Raw genomic sequence first — 15281 nt, forward strand, 5'->3', positions numbered from 1 at the left:
CTCAAGCCGCCCTGGCTGCCAAAATCCGCAATCTAAAATCCAAAATCCTATGAATCTCCCCACCTGGATCACCGTCTCCCGCCTGCTCGGCGTACCGATCCTGCTGGTTCTGCTCCAGGCTCCAACGGAGGCCCAGCGCTGGTGGGCGGCAGGCCTCTTTGTGGTGGCGGCGGGCACCGACTGGCTGGATGGCTACCTGGCCCGCAGGCTCAACCAGGTCACCGACCTGGGCAAGTTTTTAGACCCCCTGGTGGACAAGCTGCTGGTGTTTGCCCCACTGCTGATGCTGGTCGAGCTGGGACAGGTACCTGCCTGGGGCGTTTTTTTGATCGTGGCGCGGGAGGTTACGATCGCGGGCTGGCGCGTCAACCCCGTGCTTCAGGCCGGAGGGGCGGTGCCGGGAGCCAACCTGTGGGGCAAGGCCAAAACCGTGGTGCAGATCGCCGCGATCGCGCTGCTGCTGGCCCCGCACCCAACGGCCTGGGACGGGGTAGCCCTGGCGCTGTTTTGGCTGGCGGTGGGGCTGACTCTGGTGTCGGGACTGGTCTATCTCTGGCCCCAGATCCAGCCCAGCCGCACCGCCTAGGGCGGATTAAGCAACACAAAAGTTTTTCCGGTTGAAAGTTTTTCGGGTTGATAGAGATGCGGCCAAGGTCTGCTAAACTAACAAAGAACTTCTTGTTCTTGGAAGCGTGGCTGAGTGGTCGAAAGCGCCTCCCTGCTAAGGAGGTAGGGGAGTAAACCTTCCCTCGTGGGTTCAAATCCCACCGCTTCCGTATTTGACATACCCGAACCGACAAAAATCGCTGGGATGCGCCGTCATCTGCAGCGATTTTTGCGTTTATGGGAGTCCGCCTTTAAGATACAGGTGTACTTGAGATTCTCTTGTACTGTAGGCTTAGGGGAGTGGTGCTGATGTACCCATGATTCCCAAGCACATTTCCCTCAAAAACTTTCTCAGCTACCGCGAGGCCAGTCTCGACTTTAGCGGCCTGCACGTGGTCTGCGTGGCGGGGCCAAACGGTGCGGGCAAGTCGTCGCTGCTAGAGGCGATCGCCTGGGCGCTGTGGGGCCAGAGCCGGGCCGCAGCCGATGACGACATCATTCACCAGGGCGCGCTGGAGGCCAGCGTCAGTTTTCAGTTTCAGCAGGGCGATCACACCTACCGGGTGATTCGCAGTCGCCACCGCAGCCAGGGCACCAGTCTGGAGTTTCAGGTCTACACCGAGGCGGGCTGGCGGGTGCTGACCCAGCGGGGCGTGCGCGCCACCCAGGCCCTCCTCTGCCGCCACCTCAGGCTCGACTACGAGACGTTCATCAACTCGGCCTACCTGCGCCAGGGCAGGGCCGACGACTTTATGCTGAAGCGGCCCGGCGATCGCAAGCAAATTTTGGCCGACCTGCTCAAGCTCAACCACTACGACCAGCTGGCCGAGCGGGCTAGAGACCAGGCCCGGCAGGCCAAGGTGGAAGCCTCCCTGCGCCAGACCCAACTGGACGAGCTGGTGGCCACCCTGGCCGACTACGAGCCCACCCTGCAGCGCCAGGCCGAGCTGCAGCAGGCCCTCCACGAGCTGGACCAGCAGCAGGGGGGCGATCGCGATCGCCTGCTGCAGCTGCGATCGCTGGAGCAGCGCCACCGCGACTACGAGCAGCAGCTCCAGATGCAGCGCCAGCAGCAGGGCCACCTGGTCGCCCTGCTTCAGCAAACCGACACCAACCTGGCTGCGCTGTCCGCCGAGCAGCGCCAGCGAGAACACCTGCTGGCCCAAGCAACCGCCATCGAAGCCGGCCTGGCCGAGCTGCTGGCCCTGGAGGCCCAGGACACCCAGCTCAACCAGCAGTTTGTTCAATACCAAACCCTGCAGGCCCAGCGCCAGACTCTGGAGGCAACCTGGCAGGCCCATTCCCAGCACACCCGCAACCGCCTCAACCAGGCCCAGGTGCAGCTGGCCGCCGTGGAGGCCCAGCTGGCCGATCGCGCCGAGCTGCTGGCCCAGGCGGAGGCGATCGCCGCCAGCCGTGAGCAGTTTTTGGTGGCCAGGGCGCGTCTGCAACACCTCGACGCCCTGCAACTGCAGGCGGAACCGCTGCAGCAGCGCCGCCGGCAGCTGGAGGGCGAGCTGCGGCAGGCCCAGACCCACCTGCAAACCCGCCTCGAAGAACTCACCGCCAGCGCCCAGCAGCTACAGCAGCACCAGGGCGATCGCTCGGAGCTGGTCGCCACGGCCCAGGCAGTGTCCAACACCCTCAGCTACCTGGAGCAGCGCCGGGCCTACCAGGAGCAGGTGCGAGAAAAGGGTCTGGAGCGCCGCAGCTTTATGGAAGTCCTGCAGGCCAACCAGCGCCGCTGCGAAACCCAGATCGCTCAGATTGGCCACAAGTTGGGGCTGCTGATCCAGCCTGAGGCCACCTGTCCCCTCTGCGATCGCCCCCTCACTGCCCACCACCGCACCGTCGTTGAGCAGCGCCATCGCCAGCAGCAGCAAGAACTCCAGGAAGAAATTTGGGTGATTCGAGAGCAGCTGTCGGCCTCCGAGCGAGAAATTCAGGTGCTGCGGCAGGAGTATCGCGCCGTAGAGGCGGAGCTGGAAGCCTACGTGCCAGCGCTGCAAAAGCAGGGACAGCTGACCGCCCAGATGGCCTCCCAGGCGACGGTGCAGGAGCAGCTCCAGGCCCTGGCAACGGAGCAGCAGCGGCTGGGGCAGCGGCTGGCCGACAACCAGTACGCCCTCGATCTGCGCACCGAGCTGCGCCACCTCGACGAAACCCTGGCCCAGCTGGCCTACGACGATCGCGACCACGCCCTGGTGCGGGGGCAGGTCGATCGCCTGCGCTGGGCCGAGATCAAACACCGCGAGCTGGTCCAGGGGCAGCGGCGGCAGCAGCAGCTCACCCAGCGGCAACAGCGGCTGGAGGCGGAGCTGACCCGGCTGGAGGCGGAGCTGGCCCAGCTCCGCCAGAGTGAACCCGGTCAGGCGCTGGCCGCGGTCCAAACCGCCATTGATGCACTTGACTACTCTATCGAAGACCACCAGCAGGTGCGCCAGGCCCTGCAGGCGGCCCAGATCTGGCGACAGCGCCACCACGACCTGAACCAGGCCCACCAGCACCAGGCCGATCGCAAGGCCCAGCTCGCGCTGCTCCAGGCTCAGCAGCAGCAGCAGCGGCAGGAACTGGCCCAGCTAGATGAGGCCATTCTGGCCCTGGAGACGGAGCGTCAGGCCCTGGCCTACCGTCCGGCCGAGCTGGCCGAACTGGAGGGCGCGATCGCCGCCCGTCAGCAGCGCCGCGATGCGATGCTGGCCCAGCTGGGCGCCCTCGACCAGGCCCGGCAACATCTGGAGGCGCTCCAGCAGGGGCTGGCCCAAAAACAGCAGGAACTGGCCGCCGTGCGCCAGCGGCAGCGGGTCTACCAGGAGCTGGCCCAGGCCTTTGGCCGCAACGGCATTCAGGCGTTGATGATAGAAAATCTGCTGCCCCACCTGGAGGCCGAAACCAACCACCTGCTGGGCCGCCTCAGCGCCCACCAGCTCCACGTGCGGTTTGTCACCCAGCGGGCCACCAAACGCGGCCAGGGGGTGATCGACACCCTGGATATTTTGATCGCCGACGCCCACGGAACGCGGCCCTACGAAACCTACTCGGGCGGTGAGGCGTTTCGGGTGAATTTTGCCCTGCGGCTGGCCCTGGCCAGGCTGCTGGCCCAGCGATCGGGCCTGGCCCTGCAGCTACTGATCATCGACGAGGGCTTTGGCAGCCAGGATCAGCAGGGATGCGATCGCTTGATTGCCGCCATCAACGCGATCGCCCCAGACTTTGCCTGCATTCTCACCGTTACCCACATTCCCCACTTCCGCGCCGCCTTCCAGACTCGAATTGACGTGGTCAAAACGACCGACGGCTCTCAGCTGACCCTCTCTGCCTAGAGCATGACTTTATAGAGCGTGACCCTACAGAAAGCAAGGAGTGCTCACTCAAGTTTTTATTAATATTTTTTTAGATTCTGAGAATCTCTTTCACTGCAATTCTAAAAATATGTCTTCTGGAATGCAATACACCCATTGAAAGACCTTTAATCTGGGGAATACAGCCTTTGCGACGGGGATCGCCCTAGGTATTAATAGCCATTCACGGTCTCTTTAATAAATGTTACAGTTGTTTACATAAATGATTAACAACTATTTACCAATGAACCTACCCGCTAACGCTGTGGATATTGCTTTAGAAGTTGCGGCCGCCCTGGCGATCGCTGGCGCACTCCTCCAGCGTCGTGCCGAGGAAGCCGCCCTGGAAGCCGAACCTATTCCAGTTCCAGTTCGCTCTCGCCCCTAGGCCGTCAGTTCCACCTAACCCCCGGTTTTCTGCCGCTCGCCCCAGTCTGCTGCGGCAATTGTTCGGTTGGCGGCTGATTAGCCGTTTTCTTCCCTGTTCCTTCGACGCTGTTCCTTAGATTGCCGAGTTATATGAGAACTGTGCAAAACTCCACGGATTTGGTGCGCACCTACCTGAAGGAGATTGGCAAGGTGCCGCTGCTGACCCACGAGGAAGAGATCGTGTTGGGTAAGCAGGTGCAGAAGCTGACGGCGCTAGAAGCCAAGCGGGTAGCGGTCGAAGAGACGGTTGGTCACGGCCTCACGCTGGAACAGTGGGCCGAAGCGGTTGAGCTACCTGCGGCTGAGCTATCTGTCATCGTGCGTCAGGGCAACCTGGCCAAGCGCAAAATGGTAGAAGCTAACCTGCGCCTGGTGGTCTCTGTGGCCAAAAAGTACATCAAGCGCAACGTCGATCTGCTTGACCTGATCCAGGAGGGCACCATTGGCATGCAGCGGGGCGTCGAAAAGTTCGACCCCACTAAGGGCTACCGGTTCTCCACCTACGCCTACTGGTGGATTCGTCAGGCCATTACCCGCGCCATCGCCGAAAAAAGCCGCACCATTCGGCTGCCCATCCATATCACTGAAAAGCTGAACAAGCTCAAAAAAGCTCAGCGCACGCTTTCGCAGCGGCATGGGCGAGCGGCTACGGTGGCAGAACTGGCCATTGAGTGCGACCTGACCACCAAGCAGGTGCGCGACTACCTGGAAAAGTCCCGTCAACCCCTCTCCCTTGACCTGAAGGTGGGCGACAACCAGGACACTGAGCTGGGCGAACTGCTCGAAGACGACGGTCCCTCCCCCGAGGACTTTGCCACCCAGGTCTCCCTACGCCAGGATCTGGAGCGTCTGATGGGCGACCTGACCCCCCAGCAGCGGGAGGTGCTCTCCCTGCGCTTTGGCCTAGCCGACGGCAAAACGATGACCCTGGCCAAAATTGGTGATCTGCTCTCGATCAGCCGCGAGCGCGTCCGCCAGATCGAGCGCGAGGCCCTGACCAAGCTCCGCAAGCGTCAGTCCGACATCCGCGAATACCTTGCCAGCTAGGGGCTGTTATCAATTAGCTGCTAGACGCCCAAAAATTAAGCGTTACAGCCCCTAGCCTGTCGTTTGGGTCGGGCGTGGCAAAGCTTGTTATACCGGGCTTTTGACCACAATTGACGACACGCCCTAAGGTCGGCGTTAAGAGCTTAGCGGCCCAGCCCGAGGGATTGATCCTTCGGGCTGTTTGGTTTAAATCTCATGTCTTACTGACCAGGACCCCGAGCGGTAAGGGTGAGATGGAATTGCCCAGAACGATATTTCACAACCGTAATCTGATTGACCAAATGGGGGGAATCCCGCATTCTAGAGTGGTTCTGGCTAAATTTTCCCCATTTCCCCAGGAGTCCCTATGAGCTATCGCATGGACCGCCGTGCCTATGCCGAAACCTTTGGCCCCACGGTGGGCGATCGCCTCCGCCTGGCGGACACTGAGCTGATTATCGAAGTGGAACAGGACTTCACCACCTACGGGGACGAGGTGAAATTTGGCGGTGGCAAGGTGATCCGCGACGGCATGGGTCAGTCGCCCATCGGGCGCGACGCCGGGGCGGTGGACACGGTAATCACCAATGCCTTGATCCTGGACTGGTGGGGCATCGTCAAGGCCGACATCGGCCTTAAGGACGGCAAGATCTTCAAAATCGGCAAGGCGGGCAACCCCTACATCCAGGACAACATCGACATTATTATTGGCCCCGGCACCGAGGTGGTGGCCGGGGAGGGCATGATCGCCACCGCCGGGGGCATCGACACCCACATCCACTTCATTTGCCCCCAGCAGATCGAGACCGCGATCGCCTCCGGCATCACCACCATGATTGGCGGCGGCACCGGCCCCGCCACCGGCACCAACGCTACCACCTGCACCCCCGGAGCCTGGCACCTGGCCCGCATGCTGCAATCGGCGGAAGCCTTCCCCATGAACCTGGGCTTTTTGGGCAAGGGCAACAGCGCCCAGCCCCAGGCCCTGGTGGAGCAACTTAGGGCGGGAGCGATCGGCCTCAAGCTCCACGAAGACTGGGGCACCACCCCCGCCACCATCGACACCTGCCTGGCCGTCGCCGACGAGTACGACGTGCAGGTGGCCATCCACACCGACACCCTGAATGAGGCAGGCTTTGTGGAGGACACCATCGCCGCCTTCAAAAACCGGGTGATTCACACCTACCACACCGAGGGGGCCGGGGGCGGCCATGCGCCCGACATCATCAAGGTCTGCGGCGAGGCCAACGTGTTGCCCTCTTCGACCAACCCCACCCGCCCCTACACCCGCAACACCCTAGACGAACACCTGGACATGCTGATGGTGTGCCACCACCTCAGCCCCAGCATTCCTGAAGACATTTCCTTTGCCGAGTCCCGCATTCGCCGCGAGACTATCGCCGCCGAGGACATTCTCCACGACCTGGGAGCCTTCAGCATGATCGCCTCCGACTCCCAGGCCATGGGCCGGGTGGGGGAGGTCATCATCCGCACCTGGCAGACCGCCCACAAAATGAAGGTACAGCGGGGGGCGCTCAGCGAAGATTCTGACCGCAACGACAACTACCGAGCCAAGCGCTACGTAGCCAAGTACACCATCAACCCCGCCATCACCCACGGCATCGCCGACCACGTGGGCTCCATTGAGGAGGGCAAGCTGGCAGATATCTGCCTGTGGCGACCTGCCTTCTTTGGGGTGAAGCCGGAGCTGGTGATTAAGGGGGGCGCGATCGCCTGGGCGCAGATGGGCGACCCCAACGCCAGCATTCCCACTCCCCAGCCGGTCCACATGCGGCCTATGTTCGGCAGCTTTGGCGGAGCCATGGCCCCCACTCGCCTCACCTTTGTCTCCCAGGCTGCCCTGGAAATGGACATTCCCGCGCAGTTCGGCCTGCAAAGCTCGACCCCGGCGGTGGCCCGCTGCCGCACTCTCACCAAGGCCGACATGAAGCTCAACACCTACCAGCCCCACATGGAGGTCAACGTCGAAACCTACGAGGTGCGGGCCGATGGGGAACTTCTCACCTGCGAGCCAGCGGACCTTTTGCCCATGGCCCAACGATACTTTTTGTTTTAGGCGCTGACATTAACCTGGTACGGCCTAACAGCAAGTCACCACAGCCCCAAGCGATGGCCTCGCCGACCCGCTTCTGCCCCAGCCCTGTCCTTCTCTTGAAGGATGGCGTCCCAGCAATTTTTGCTTAGCCTAGAGGCATTGTATGGGAAGCAGTATGGGTGTTCGTAACCGCATAGTGGCTCTGGTAGCCGTTATCCTTGCCATTGCCCTGGGGCTAATCCTTTGGGGCACAGTTCTAACCTATGCCGGTCGAGGGGAAACGCCTTTTACGACGGGTCAAGAGAGCGTCGATCCTAAGCAAGGGCAACCTCTAGATTTAGAAAAAGCCAGTCAGCAAGCCGAAAATCTGACCGAAGATGTCTACAATGGATTGGACACCACAAAGCAGGTTATCGGCAAAACTGAAGGTCGAAACGAAGCGATTGAAGCGGGGCGAGCGACAGCCAGCAACAATTTGCGGAAACTGGCCGAACGAGCTGAACAGGCTGAGAACTCACCGAATACCTCCCTTTCTGAGACCGACAAGCGTGTCCTCAAGCACCTCTCGGAGTAGGGGCTGGCCCACCGGGGCAGGTTAGGGGAGCTAGCTAGAGCCGACTGAGGCCTTAAGAATATGGTTAGAGCAATTCGGCTCAAAATCCAGCCACCGCTCAGCGCCTTCTGCTGTCAATGGGTTTGGTAGCAGCTGGGCGAACGTCAAATTTACAATGTTGGAAAATGGCTTTGGTTCCCGAAGCCAACATTAATTTTTGACTACCATAAATTTGTTGCGAATGTCATCGAGCAGTGGCAGATTTTCAATTGTCCACAGTAGAATAGAGTAAAGCGGAGACGTAAGTTTCCGTTCACTCCTCACACCACACCCCGCCCAGGCCCTAGGTCTGGGCGGTTTCTTATCCGGGGCTTACCCCGGCTGCAAGCGCCACCGCAATTCTGCTGCGGACTTTCAGTGTAGTTTTGCAAACCAGATGTTGCCCAAGGACTGAGGTTTGGCGGGGTTGGCTATGGTAAGATTGCGTGTGGTTAACAACGGCAAGGAACACGAGGCATGGCAGCCGCCCAGGTAACAGACTCTACATTTAAGCAAGAAGTTCTAGAAAGCACCGTTCCCGTACTGGTAGACTTTTGGGCCCCCTGGTGTGGCCCCTGCCGGATGGTAGCCCCGGTGGTAGAAGAAATTGCTGAGCAATACGATGGCCAGATTAAGGTGGTCAAAGTAAATACCGACGAAAATCCCAGCGTGGCTAGCCAGTACGGTATTCGCAGCATTCCTACCCTGATGATTTTCAAGGAAGGTCAGCGAGTTGACATGGTTGTGGGTGCGGTACCCAAAACAACCCTGGCCAATACCCTCGAAAAGTATCTCTAAGCAGCGTCTTTTCTACGGTTGACCCCGTAAGCGTTAGGCCAGAGGGCCGGAAGGTGCCTCAGGCCAGTAAACTCATCCAGCATATTCAGCAAAACTCTCTGGGGAAGCATAGTTTCTCTCTGGAGAGTTTTTGCACGGCAAGGGGCAAATTTGTCGCTAAAATAGAGTGCTGCCTCTAAGGAAACAACAGCGTATGGTTGCGCTCCCCTCAGATTTGCCCTCTAGTGTTCAGGCTGACTTGGCCACTGTGCTGGAGCAACTGCCTCACCTGGAACACGGCAGACTAATTCGCCAAGTCCTAGAGACCATTCTGCGGATGATGGGGCGAGAGGCAGACCGCCTGGACTGGAAAATTTTAAATTATGCTCTGCTCGATATGGAGCAGGGGTTTCAAGCCTTTTACCCCTACCGCCACACCCGCAAAATTACCATTTTTGGCTCGGCTCGCACCGGCGCCATCAGCCCCGACTACAAGCTGGCCGAACAATTTGCTAAGCAGGTTACCGAGCTGGGCTTTATGGTAATGACCGGAGCCGGAGGCGGCATTATGGAGGCGGGCAACGCCGGGGCGGGGGCTGAGCATTCCTTTGGGCTCAACATTCAGCTCCCCTTTGAGCAGGGGGCCAACCCGGTTATGGAGGGCGACCCCAAGCTGATCAACTTCAAGTATTTCTTTACCCGCAAGCTGTTTTTTCTGCGCGAAAGTGATGCGCTGGTGCTGTTTCCCGGCGGCTTTGGCACCCAGGATGAGGCCTTTGAGTCGCTGACGCTGATTCAAACCGGCAAGGCTGACCCCATGCCCATCGTGCTGGTGGACCACCCCGGCGGCGACTACTGGCAGGGGTGGGACAGCTACATTCGCACCCACCTGCTCAACAGAGGGTTGATCAGCCCGGACGACCCCAGCCTCTACACCATGACCGACAACGTAGACGACGCCTGCCACGCCATCAGCAGCTTTTACCGGGTGTACCACTCCTGCCGTTACGCAGGCGATCGCCTGATTATGCGGCTAAAGTGCGACCTGAGCGATGGCGCGGTGGCGCTGCTCAACGATGAGTTCGGCGATATTTTGGCCAAGGGTACAATCGAAAAATCTGCGGCGCTCCCCGAAGAACACAGCGATGAAACCGCCAAGCTACCTCGGCTGGTGATGCACTTCAACCATCGCGACTTTGGCAAACTGCACCAGCTGATCTGGCGGCTCAACGATCTGGGCGACCACCGCCCCGAAGCCCAACACCCTGAGCAGAAGTAGGTGTGTGGATGGGTGGACGGGTGGAGGAGTCAGCGGGTCTGTGGGTCGCCGGGTTGGATAGTCCTACTCAAAACTACTCAAAAGACAGCAGGCTCCAGTGCCCTGATGGCCGAGCCTTAAGTGCCCCATTGCCCTAAGTTGGACCGTTCTCCCACTACCCGCATACTCACCTACTCACGCCCCCCTTCTTCCCCATGGCCCAGGTGCAAACGTTTTTAGAGCAGCTCTACCACGAGTTCAAGGGAATCACTGACGGTAAGCTAGCGTCCTACATCCCTGAACTGGCGCGGGCAGATCCCGGCTGGTTTGGGATTAGTATCGTTACCCTCGATGGCCGCAGCTTTGAGGTGGGCGATGTGGCGCAAAAATTCACCATCCAGTCGATTTCTAAGGTGTTTGTCTACGGCATGGCCCTGGAGGACTATGGCCGCGAAAAACTGCTGAGAAAGGTGGGGGTAGAGCCGACGGGCGACCCGTTTAATTCGCTGATTCGCCTGGATGAGGACTCTAAGCGCCCCGACAACCCGATGGTAAATGCAGGAGCGATCGCCACTACCGGCCTGATCACCGGCAGTGACCCCGCCGAGCGCCTGAACCGAATGCTGTCGATGTTTGAGCGCTACGTGGGCAATGAGGTCTTTGTGGACGTGTCCACCTTTATGTCGGAGAAAACTACAGGCCACCGCAACCGGGCCATGGCCCACCTGATGCTCAACTTTGGCATGATCGAGCAGCCCATTGAGGAAGCCCTCGACCTGTACTTTCAGCAGTGCGCTGTGCTGGTCACCACCCACGACCTGGCCGTGATGGCGGCGACGCTGGCTAACCAGGGGGTCAACCCCATCACTGGTCAGCGGGCGGTCGGGTCCGAGCACGTGCGCGACATTCTCAGCGTGATGTATACCTGCGGCATGTACAATTTCGCCGGGGAGTGGGCCTTTCGGGTGGGGATTCCGGCCAAGAGCGGCGTGTCAGGGGGCATTATGGCGGTGGTGCCCAACCAGGCTGGAATCGCGGTATTTTCGCCTCTGCTAGATGGCCACGGCAACAGTGTCCGGGGGCTTAAGGTGTTTGAGGCGCTTTCCCGACAGTACGGGTTTCACCTGTTTGACCTGTCCCTGGGCCGCTGCAACTTTGCCGCCGCCGAAGGCTGACGATAACGCCAGGCTGGGTTAGGGTCATAGCCTAAGCCTGGCCGACCTGGGCCACCCTACAGCAGGGAGAGTTCCGGTTTGTGGCCGGGCTGCACCAGGCTGGGGCGCTCGGCGGCGGGTCTGGTCAAAAACTCCACCACCTTGCCCAGATCGCTAAACATTTTCGACTCAACATCGCGGCGGTAGGCATCGACGACGGCAGTGGCGCGGAAGTAGCGCAGGGCATCGCTGAGATATTGCACGTGGCGTTCTTCGTCCTGCAAAACCGATGCGATCGCCGCCCGAGTTGCGCCCAGGTGCTCTGGCAGCGCCTTGAGAATACAGCGAAACCCCCGCACCCCCAACTCCTCCGCCAGCAGCACACTGGCCAGCAGATGGGGCAGCGGGGCAGCCGCTAGATCCTCCACCTGGTGGTAGCGCCGCATGGCAGCCTCCCCCACGCTGGAGAGGGATTGCTGCGCCGCTTCGCTCTCCAGATCAATAAAGTAGCCCTCGCGCTCGACGGCTTTGGTAAAAATCTGAGCGTGGCGCACCTCATCGCTGACGTGGCGCTGCATTTGCTCGTCCAGCCAGCCCGGAATATCGGTCGATTTGGCGGTGCGGATGTGAGCAACGGTGCGGCTGCCCTCTGCCTCTTGCAGTGCCAGCGAGGCAAACAGGTGGGGCCGCCGCTGGGAACTGGCGGCACTCTGGCTGTAGTAGATAGCGCTAAAGCCAATAAACAGAAGGTGCTGAAGCATGGCTACCGATAGATAGGGGTATGGATCCTGCTAGCCATTTCAGAAATCAAGGGTTACAACCCCTAGGCCAGATCGACATCCTCCTCGGCTTCCACGTCAGCACTGATGGTTGCGATCGGGGAAGCTGGGGGTTCGGTCGGCGGGGCGGGCTCCACCGGGGCGGGGGGGCCACTGGGGGTAGCAGGTTCCGCAGGGGCGGGAGGTGCTACCGAGGTGGTCGGGGCCGGGGGGGCAGCGGGCACCAGGGGCTCTGGGGCTGGGATGCCCAACTGCTGTCGGGCCTGGGCCAGCAGATAGGATGTGCCTGACTTAACTGTGTCCAGCAGAGCCTGCCCGGTGGAGGTAATGGGTTGGGACTCGGCGGCGGGGTCTTTTTCGCTCAGGTGGGTATACCAGGCCCGGGTACTGCGGCCCAGGCCCACGGCGGTGCGGTAGAACCACTCGCCACCCACAAAGGTGAGGCAGATGACCAGCCACAGCAGGATGCCAATTTCGCGCAGAATATCCCAGGTGCGAGCGAGGGTTTTCTTGTACAGGTCGCCAGTATCAGCTGCAAACAGCAGCTGGGTGACGACATTGGCCTGTTCTTTAATCTTGTCCATAGGTGTCAGTTCTCCAAGGGCTGGGCAGGGATGACGGCCTTGCACTTAGATAGTAGCTAAGGCTCTACGGAGGGGCATGGGGCTAAAGGTAGGACAATGGGGAGCTAGGCATCTTCACTCCAGATTTTTTTGAGTACCTGGTCGGGGGCAATGTCGGCCAGGGTGCCGGTAGCAGAAGCCAGGGTGACCAGGCGATCGCCCTCTGGACTCTTGGGCAGCGTGCCCTCGCGGCTGGTAAGCAGCCCCACGGTGTAGACCTCCAGGGCGATCGCGAGCCCCAGCGGGTAGCCCTCTACCGCGACCAACAGGTTGGCCGCCGCTATCATCGCCGCCGTTTGACCAGGGGTCTCGGGCCGCAGCACCTTGAGGTCGGGCACCGCAGCAGCCAGTTCGGCTGCCTGGGCCACCCCACCGTCAAGCTGCAAAAGCGCCAGGGGCAGACCGGGCTGGCGCTGCTGAAAGTCTTTGAGAATTGCGACCCAACTCTCGGTGGGGTAGGTGGTGCCGCTGGCGGTCGGGCCGGGATACAGCAGGACGTAGCCATTCTCCAGGCCCAAACCCTGCCGCAGGGACTCGGCGGCGGTCAGGTCGCTGCGGGGGACATTGACCGAGAGGGCAGGGGGGGCGCTCGTGATCTGAATTGGAGCCAGGAGGTCGCTGTAGGAAGGTGCGGCAGCAGAAGGCGGCACCGTTGCCGTCAGCAGCAGGTTGTTGGCGGCACTCCCGTAACCCAGCCGGGTGGGGACACCGCTGAGCCACAGCAGCAGGGCAATCGACCAGGAGTCGGTCAGGGTGATGGCCACATCAAACTCGCGATCGCGCACAATGCCGAGCAGGTTGGCCCAGTCGGCCGGGCTGTTGGGGGCCGCAAAGTTGTAGGGCACCACCTCGGCCACTCCCTTAGAAAGCTGATAAATCGCCGTGGCGCTGGGGGCCGCTACCACAGAAACCTCGGCGTTTTCAAAGCTATTTTGAATCTGATTGATTACCGGAAAGAAGCTCAGCTGAGTCTCCATTTCCCCTGGAACAAGAGCCAGTACCCGCATATATTACGCCCATGCCTGTTCGCAAGCTATTGTAGTGGAACCTGGTCAAGGTTTAAGGGATATCTGGCCGACAAAATGCATTAAATTTCACCAAAGGGGATAATTTATCTCCGTTTTTCCCCTACGCCATATTGCTATGACCCCTGTCCACCTGCTCATCCCCGCCGCTGGCAGCGGTCGCCGTATGGGGGCCGATCGCAACAAGGTCCTGCTCGATCTGCTGGGACAACCGATTATCGCCTGGACCCTCCAGGCCGCCGACCAGGCCAAGGCTGTGGTTTGGATCGGGCTGATCGGCCAGCCGGGCGATCGCCCCCACCTGGCCACCGTGGCTGAGGCACTGCAACTGAGTAAGCCCATCCACCTGGTGACGGGCGGCGACACTCGGCAGCAGTCGGTCTACAACGGCCTGCAAAGCCTGCCCCCGGAGGCGACTCGGGTGCTGATCCACGATGGGGCCCGCTGCCTGGCCACCCCAGACCTGTTCAACCGTTGCGCGGCCGCCCTGGGCACCTGTCCGGGGCTGGTGGTAGCGGTGCCCGTCAAAGATACGATCAAAGTGGTCGATGCCGACCAGCGGATCGAGGCCACCCCCGATCGCCAGCGCCTGTGGGCCGCCCAAACCCCCCAGGGGTTTGATGTGGCCCTGCTCAAGCGGTGCCACCGCCAGGGCCTGGAGCAGGGCTGGAACGTCACCGACGATGCGGCCCTGTTCGAAAAGAGCGGCCTACCGGTGCAGGTGGTGCTGGGGGAGGAAACCAACCTGAAGGTGACCACGCCCGTGGACCTGGCGATCGCAGAATTTATACTAAAACAGCGCCTGAGCTAACCCAGGCGCTGCTGATGTCATGGCTGGGGCCTAAGCCCCAAAGGCCTTAGAGGTCACCGCCGCGCAGAAACAGCAGAAACACAATCGCCGGGCCGGCGATGACAATCATGCCGAGCATGGTCAACTGGGCAATCAGCTCAAAGTTAATACTGTTCAAAAAACCACTTACAAAGCTCATGAAACCTCCCAACACAAGGCGACTGGACTAGAATGAAGCTTGCTTTCGGAGCCTATTTTACCCGCTAACGCGGCCTCCGTTTTAGATAACTTAACAAAATTCTAAGGCAGCGCTGGCTGACCTGGACAACCTGGGCCAGCGACGGCCAGAGGAGAACGAATGGCCACCTGGCAATGTGTGAAAACCTGCGGCGCTTGCTGCTTTCTGGCCCCCGACGAGCGCCCTGACCTGGAGTCGTACCTCGATCCCGACCAGCTGGCCCTCTACCTCAGCATGGTGGGCGAAGACGGCTGGTGCATCCACTACAACAAGGGCGATCGCCTCTGCGCCATCTACCCAGAGCGACCCACCTTTTGCCGAGTCACCTTTAGTACCTTCGAGACCATGTTTGGCGTTACCGCCGATCAGCTAGACGACTTTGCCATCGACTGCTGTCAGGAGCACATTGCCGATATCTATGGCGACGAAAGCCCGGAGATGGAGCGGTTTAACCGGGCGGTGGGGGTGGATGAGTAGGAGAGTGGGTGGGTGGATGAGTAGGTGAGTAGATGGGTGGGTTGCGATTTTGCGATCGCTTGCAGATAATGAAAGCATTATGAAATATCCGGTGGTGTTCAGGGGGTATT

At 60.5% G+C, this 15281-nt stretch carries 15 protein-coding genes and 1 tRNA gene; 12 read left to right on the plus strand and 4 right to left on the minus strand.

Translation table 11 applies throughout. From position 1 onward, the window contains the following. Positions 1-49 precede the first annotated feature (49 nt). The 10 genes from pgsA (at position 50) to glsA (ending at position 11260) form a co-directional block, all read left to right on the plus strand. Positions 50-586 (plus strand): CDP-diacylglycerol--glycerol-3-phosphate 3-phosphatidyltransferase, encoded by a 537-nt coding sequence (gene pgsA, locus NF78_RS08255; RefSeq protein ID WP_035985710.1) that lies wholly within the window; start codon positions 50-52, stop codon positions 584-586. 100 nt (positions 587-686) lie between these two features. Next, positions 687-776 (plus strand) — tRNA-Ser (locus NF78_RS08260). Positions 777-923: 147 nt separating this feature from the next. Beyond that, positions 924-3929, plus strand: a complete 3006-nt coding sequence (gene sbcC, locus NF78_RS08265; protein ID WP_035985711.1) for an exonuclease subunit SbcC — start codon at positions 924-926, stop codon at positions 3927-3929. Positions 3930-4212: 283 nt separating this feature from the next. Further along, complete coding sequence (locus tag NF78_RS32915) at positions 4213-4335, plus strand: hypothetical protein (RefSeq protein WP_263970568.1); 123 nt, start codon at positions 4213-4215, stop codon at positions 4333-4335. A gap of 131 nt (positions 4336-4466) precedes the next feature. Further along, positions 4467-5423 carry an RNA polymerase sigma factor, RpoD/SigA family gene (locus NF78_RS08270; RefSeq protein ID WP_035985712.1) on the plus strand — a complete coding sequence of 319 codons (957 nt, stop codon included), beginning with the start codon at positions 4467-4469 and terminating at the stop codon, positions 5421-5423. Between the two features lie 346 nt (positions 5424-5769). Next, a complete protein-coding gene (gene ureC / locus NF78_RS08275) occupies positions 5770-7479 on the plus strand; it encodes an urease subunit alpha (protein WP_035985713.1) in 1710 nt (569 codons plus the stop codon). 154 nt (positions 7480-7633) lie between these two features. Next, on the plus strand, positions 7634-8032 hold the full coding sequence (locus NF78_RS08280; protein ID WP_035985714.1) for a hypothetical protein: 399 nt from the start codon (positions 7634-7636) through the stop codon (positions 8030-8032). A 495-nt stretch (positions 8033-8527) separates the two neighbouring features. After that, complete coding sequence (gene trxA / locus NF78_RS08285; RefSeq protein WP_035985715.1) at positions 8528-8848, plus strand: thioredoxin; 321 nt, start codon at positions 8528-8530, stop codon at positions 8846-8848. Between the two features lie 193 nt (positions 8849-9041). Beyond that, positions 9042-10106, plus strand: coding sequence for an LOG family protein (locus tag NF78_RS08290; protein ID WP_035985716.1), 1065 nt, complete (start codon positions 9042-9044; stop codon positions 10104-10106). A gap of 194 nt (positions 10107-10300) precedes the next feature. Further along, positions 10301-11260, plus strand: coding sequence for a glutaminase A (gene glsA, locus NF78_RS08295; RefSeq protein ID WP_035985717.1), 960 nt, complete (start codon positions 10301-10303; stop codon positions 11258-11260). 56 nt (positions 11261-11316) lie between these two features. On the opposite strand, the gene NF78_RS08300 is transcribed toward glsA, so the two are convergent. The 3 genes from NF78_RS08300 to NF78_RS08310 form a co-directional block, all read right to left on the minus strand. Continuing rightward, on the minus strand, positions 11317-12000 hold the full coding sequence (locus tag NF78_RS08300; protein ID WP_035985718.1) for a ferritin-like domain-containing protein: 684 nt from the start codon (positions 11998-12000) through the stop codon (positions 11317-11319). 62 nt (positions 12001-12062) lie between these two features. Next, the gene (locus tag NF78_RS08305; protein ID WP_052049990.1) at positions 12063-12602 is read right to left on the minus strand and encodes a hypothetical protein; all 540 of its coding nucleotides are present in this window, start codon (positions 12600-12602) and stop codon (positions 12063-12065) included. A 104-nt stretch (positions 12603-12706) separates the two neighbouring features. Further along, on the minus strand, positions 12707-13618 hold the full coding sequence (locus NF78_RS08310) for a glycosyltransferase family 9 protein (protein WP_052049991.1): 912 nt from the start codon (positions 13616-13618) through the stop codon (positions 12707-12709). Positions 13619-13784: 166 nt separating this feature from the next. On the opposite strand from NF78_RS08310, the gene ispD reads away from it, so the two are divergent. Further along, positions 13785-14477, plus strand: coding sequence for a 2-C-methyl-D-erythritol 4-phosphate cytidylyltransferase (ispD, locus tag NF78_RS08315; RefSeq protein ID WP_035985720.1), 693 nt, complete (start codon positions 13785-13787; stop codon positions 14475-14477). Positions 14478-14523: 46 nt separating this feature from the next. Here the strand turns inward: ispD and psb30 are convergent, their stop codons facing one another. Continuing rightward, entirely contained in the window at positions 14524-14655 is a 132-nt protein-coding gene (gene psb30 / locus NF78_RS08320) for a photosystem II reaction center protein Ycf12/Psb30 (protein WP_035985721.1), read from the minus strand. Positions 14656-14814: 159 nt separating this feature from the next. Between psb30 and NF78_RS08325 the strand changes: the two genes are divergently transcribed. Next, on the plus strand, positions 14815-15171 hold the full coding sequence (locus NF78_RS08325; RefSeq protein WP_035985722.1) for a YkgJ family cysteine cluster protein: 357 nt from the start codon (positions 14815-14817) through the stop codon (positions 15169-15171). Positions 15172-15281: the final 110 nt, after the last annotated feature.

It is taken from the genome of Leptolyngbya sp. KIOST-1, assembly GCF_000763385.1.
GTDB lineage: Bacteria > Cyanobacteriota > Cyanobacteriia > Phormidesmidales > Phormidesmidaceae > Nodosilinea.

What these genes read in the sequence shown, in the direction of transcription:
- pgsA (WP_035985710.1), top strand. Translation starts at nt 50, where the DNA reads ATGAATCTCCCCACCTGGATCACCGTCTCCCGCCTGCTCGGCGTACCG.
- sbcC (WP_035985711.1), top strand. Translation starts at nt 924, where the DNA reads ATGATTCCCAAGCACATTTCCCTCAAAAACTTTCTCAGCTACCGCGAG.
- NF78_RS08270 (WP_035985712.1), top strand. Translation starts at nt 4,467, where the DNA reads ATGAGAACTGTGCAAAACTCCACGGATTTGGTGCGCACCTACCTGAAG.
- ureC (WP_035985713.1), top strand. Translation starts at nt 5,770, where the DNA reads ATGAGCTATCGCATGGACCGCCGTGCCTATGCCGAAACCTTTGGCCCC.
- NF78_RS08280 (WP_035985714.1), top strand. Translation starts at nt 7,634, where the DNA reads ATGGGTGTTCGTAACCGCATAGTGGCTCTGGTAGCCGTTATCCTTGCC.
- trxA (WP_035985715.1), top strand. Translation starts at nt 8,528, where the DNA reads ATGGCAGCCGCCCAGGTAACAGACTCTACATTTAAGCAAGAAGTTCTA.
- NF78_RS08290 (WP_035985716.1), top strand. Translation starts at nt 9,042, where the DNA reads ATGGTTGCGCTCCCCTCAGATTTGCCCTCTAGTGTTCAGGCTGACTTG.
- glsA (WP_035985717.1), top strand. Translation starts at nt 10,301, where the DNA reads ATGGCCCAGGTGCAAACGTTTTTAGAGCAGCTCTACCACGAGTTCAAG.
- NF78_RS08300 (WP_035985718.1), bottom strand. Translation starts at nt 12,000, where the DNA reads ATGCTTCAGCACCTTCTGTTTATTGGCTTTAGCGCTATCTACTACAGC.
- NF78_RS08305 (WP_052049990.1), bottom strand. Translation starts at nt 12,602, where the DNA reads ATGGACAAGATTAAAGAACAGGCCAATGTCGTCACCCAGCTGCTGTTT.
- NF78_RS08310 (WP_052049991.1), bottom strand. Translation starts at nt 13,618, where the DNA reads ATGGAGACTCAGCTGAGCTTCTTTCCGGTAATCAATCAGATTCAAAAT.
- ispD (WP_035985720.1), top strand. Translation starts at nt 13,785, where the DNA reads ATGACCCCTGTCCACCTGCTCATCCCCGCCGCTGGCAGCGGTCGCCGT.
- psb30 (WP_035985721.1), bottom strand. Translation starts at nt 14,655, where the DNA reads ATGAGCTTTGTAAGTGGTTTTTTGAACAGTATTAACTTTGAGCTGATT.
- NF78_RS08325 (WP_035985722.1), top strand. Translation starts at nt 14,815, where the DNA reads ATGGCCACCTGGCAATGTGTGAAAACCTGCGGCGCTTGCTGCTTTCTG.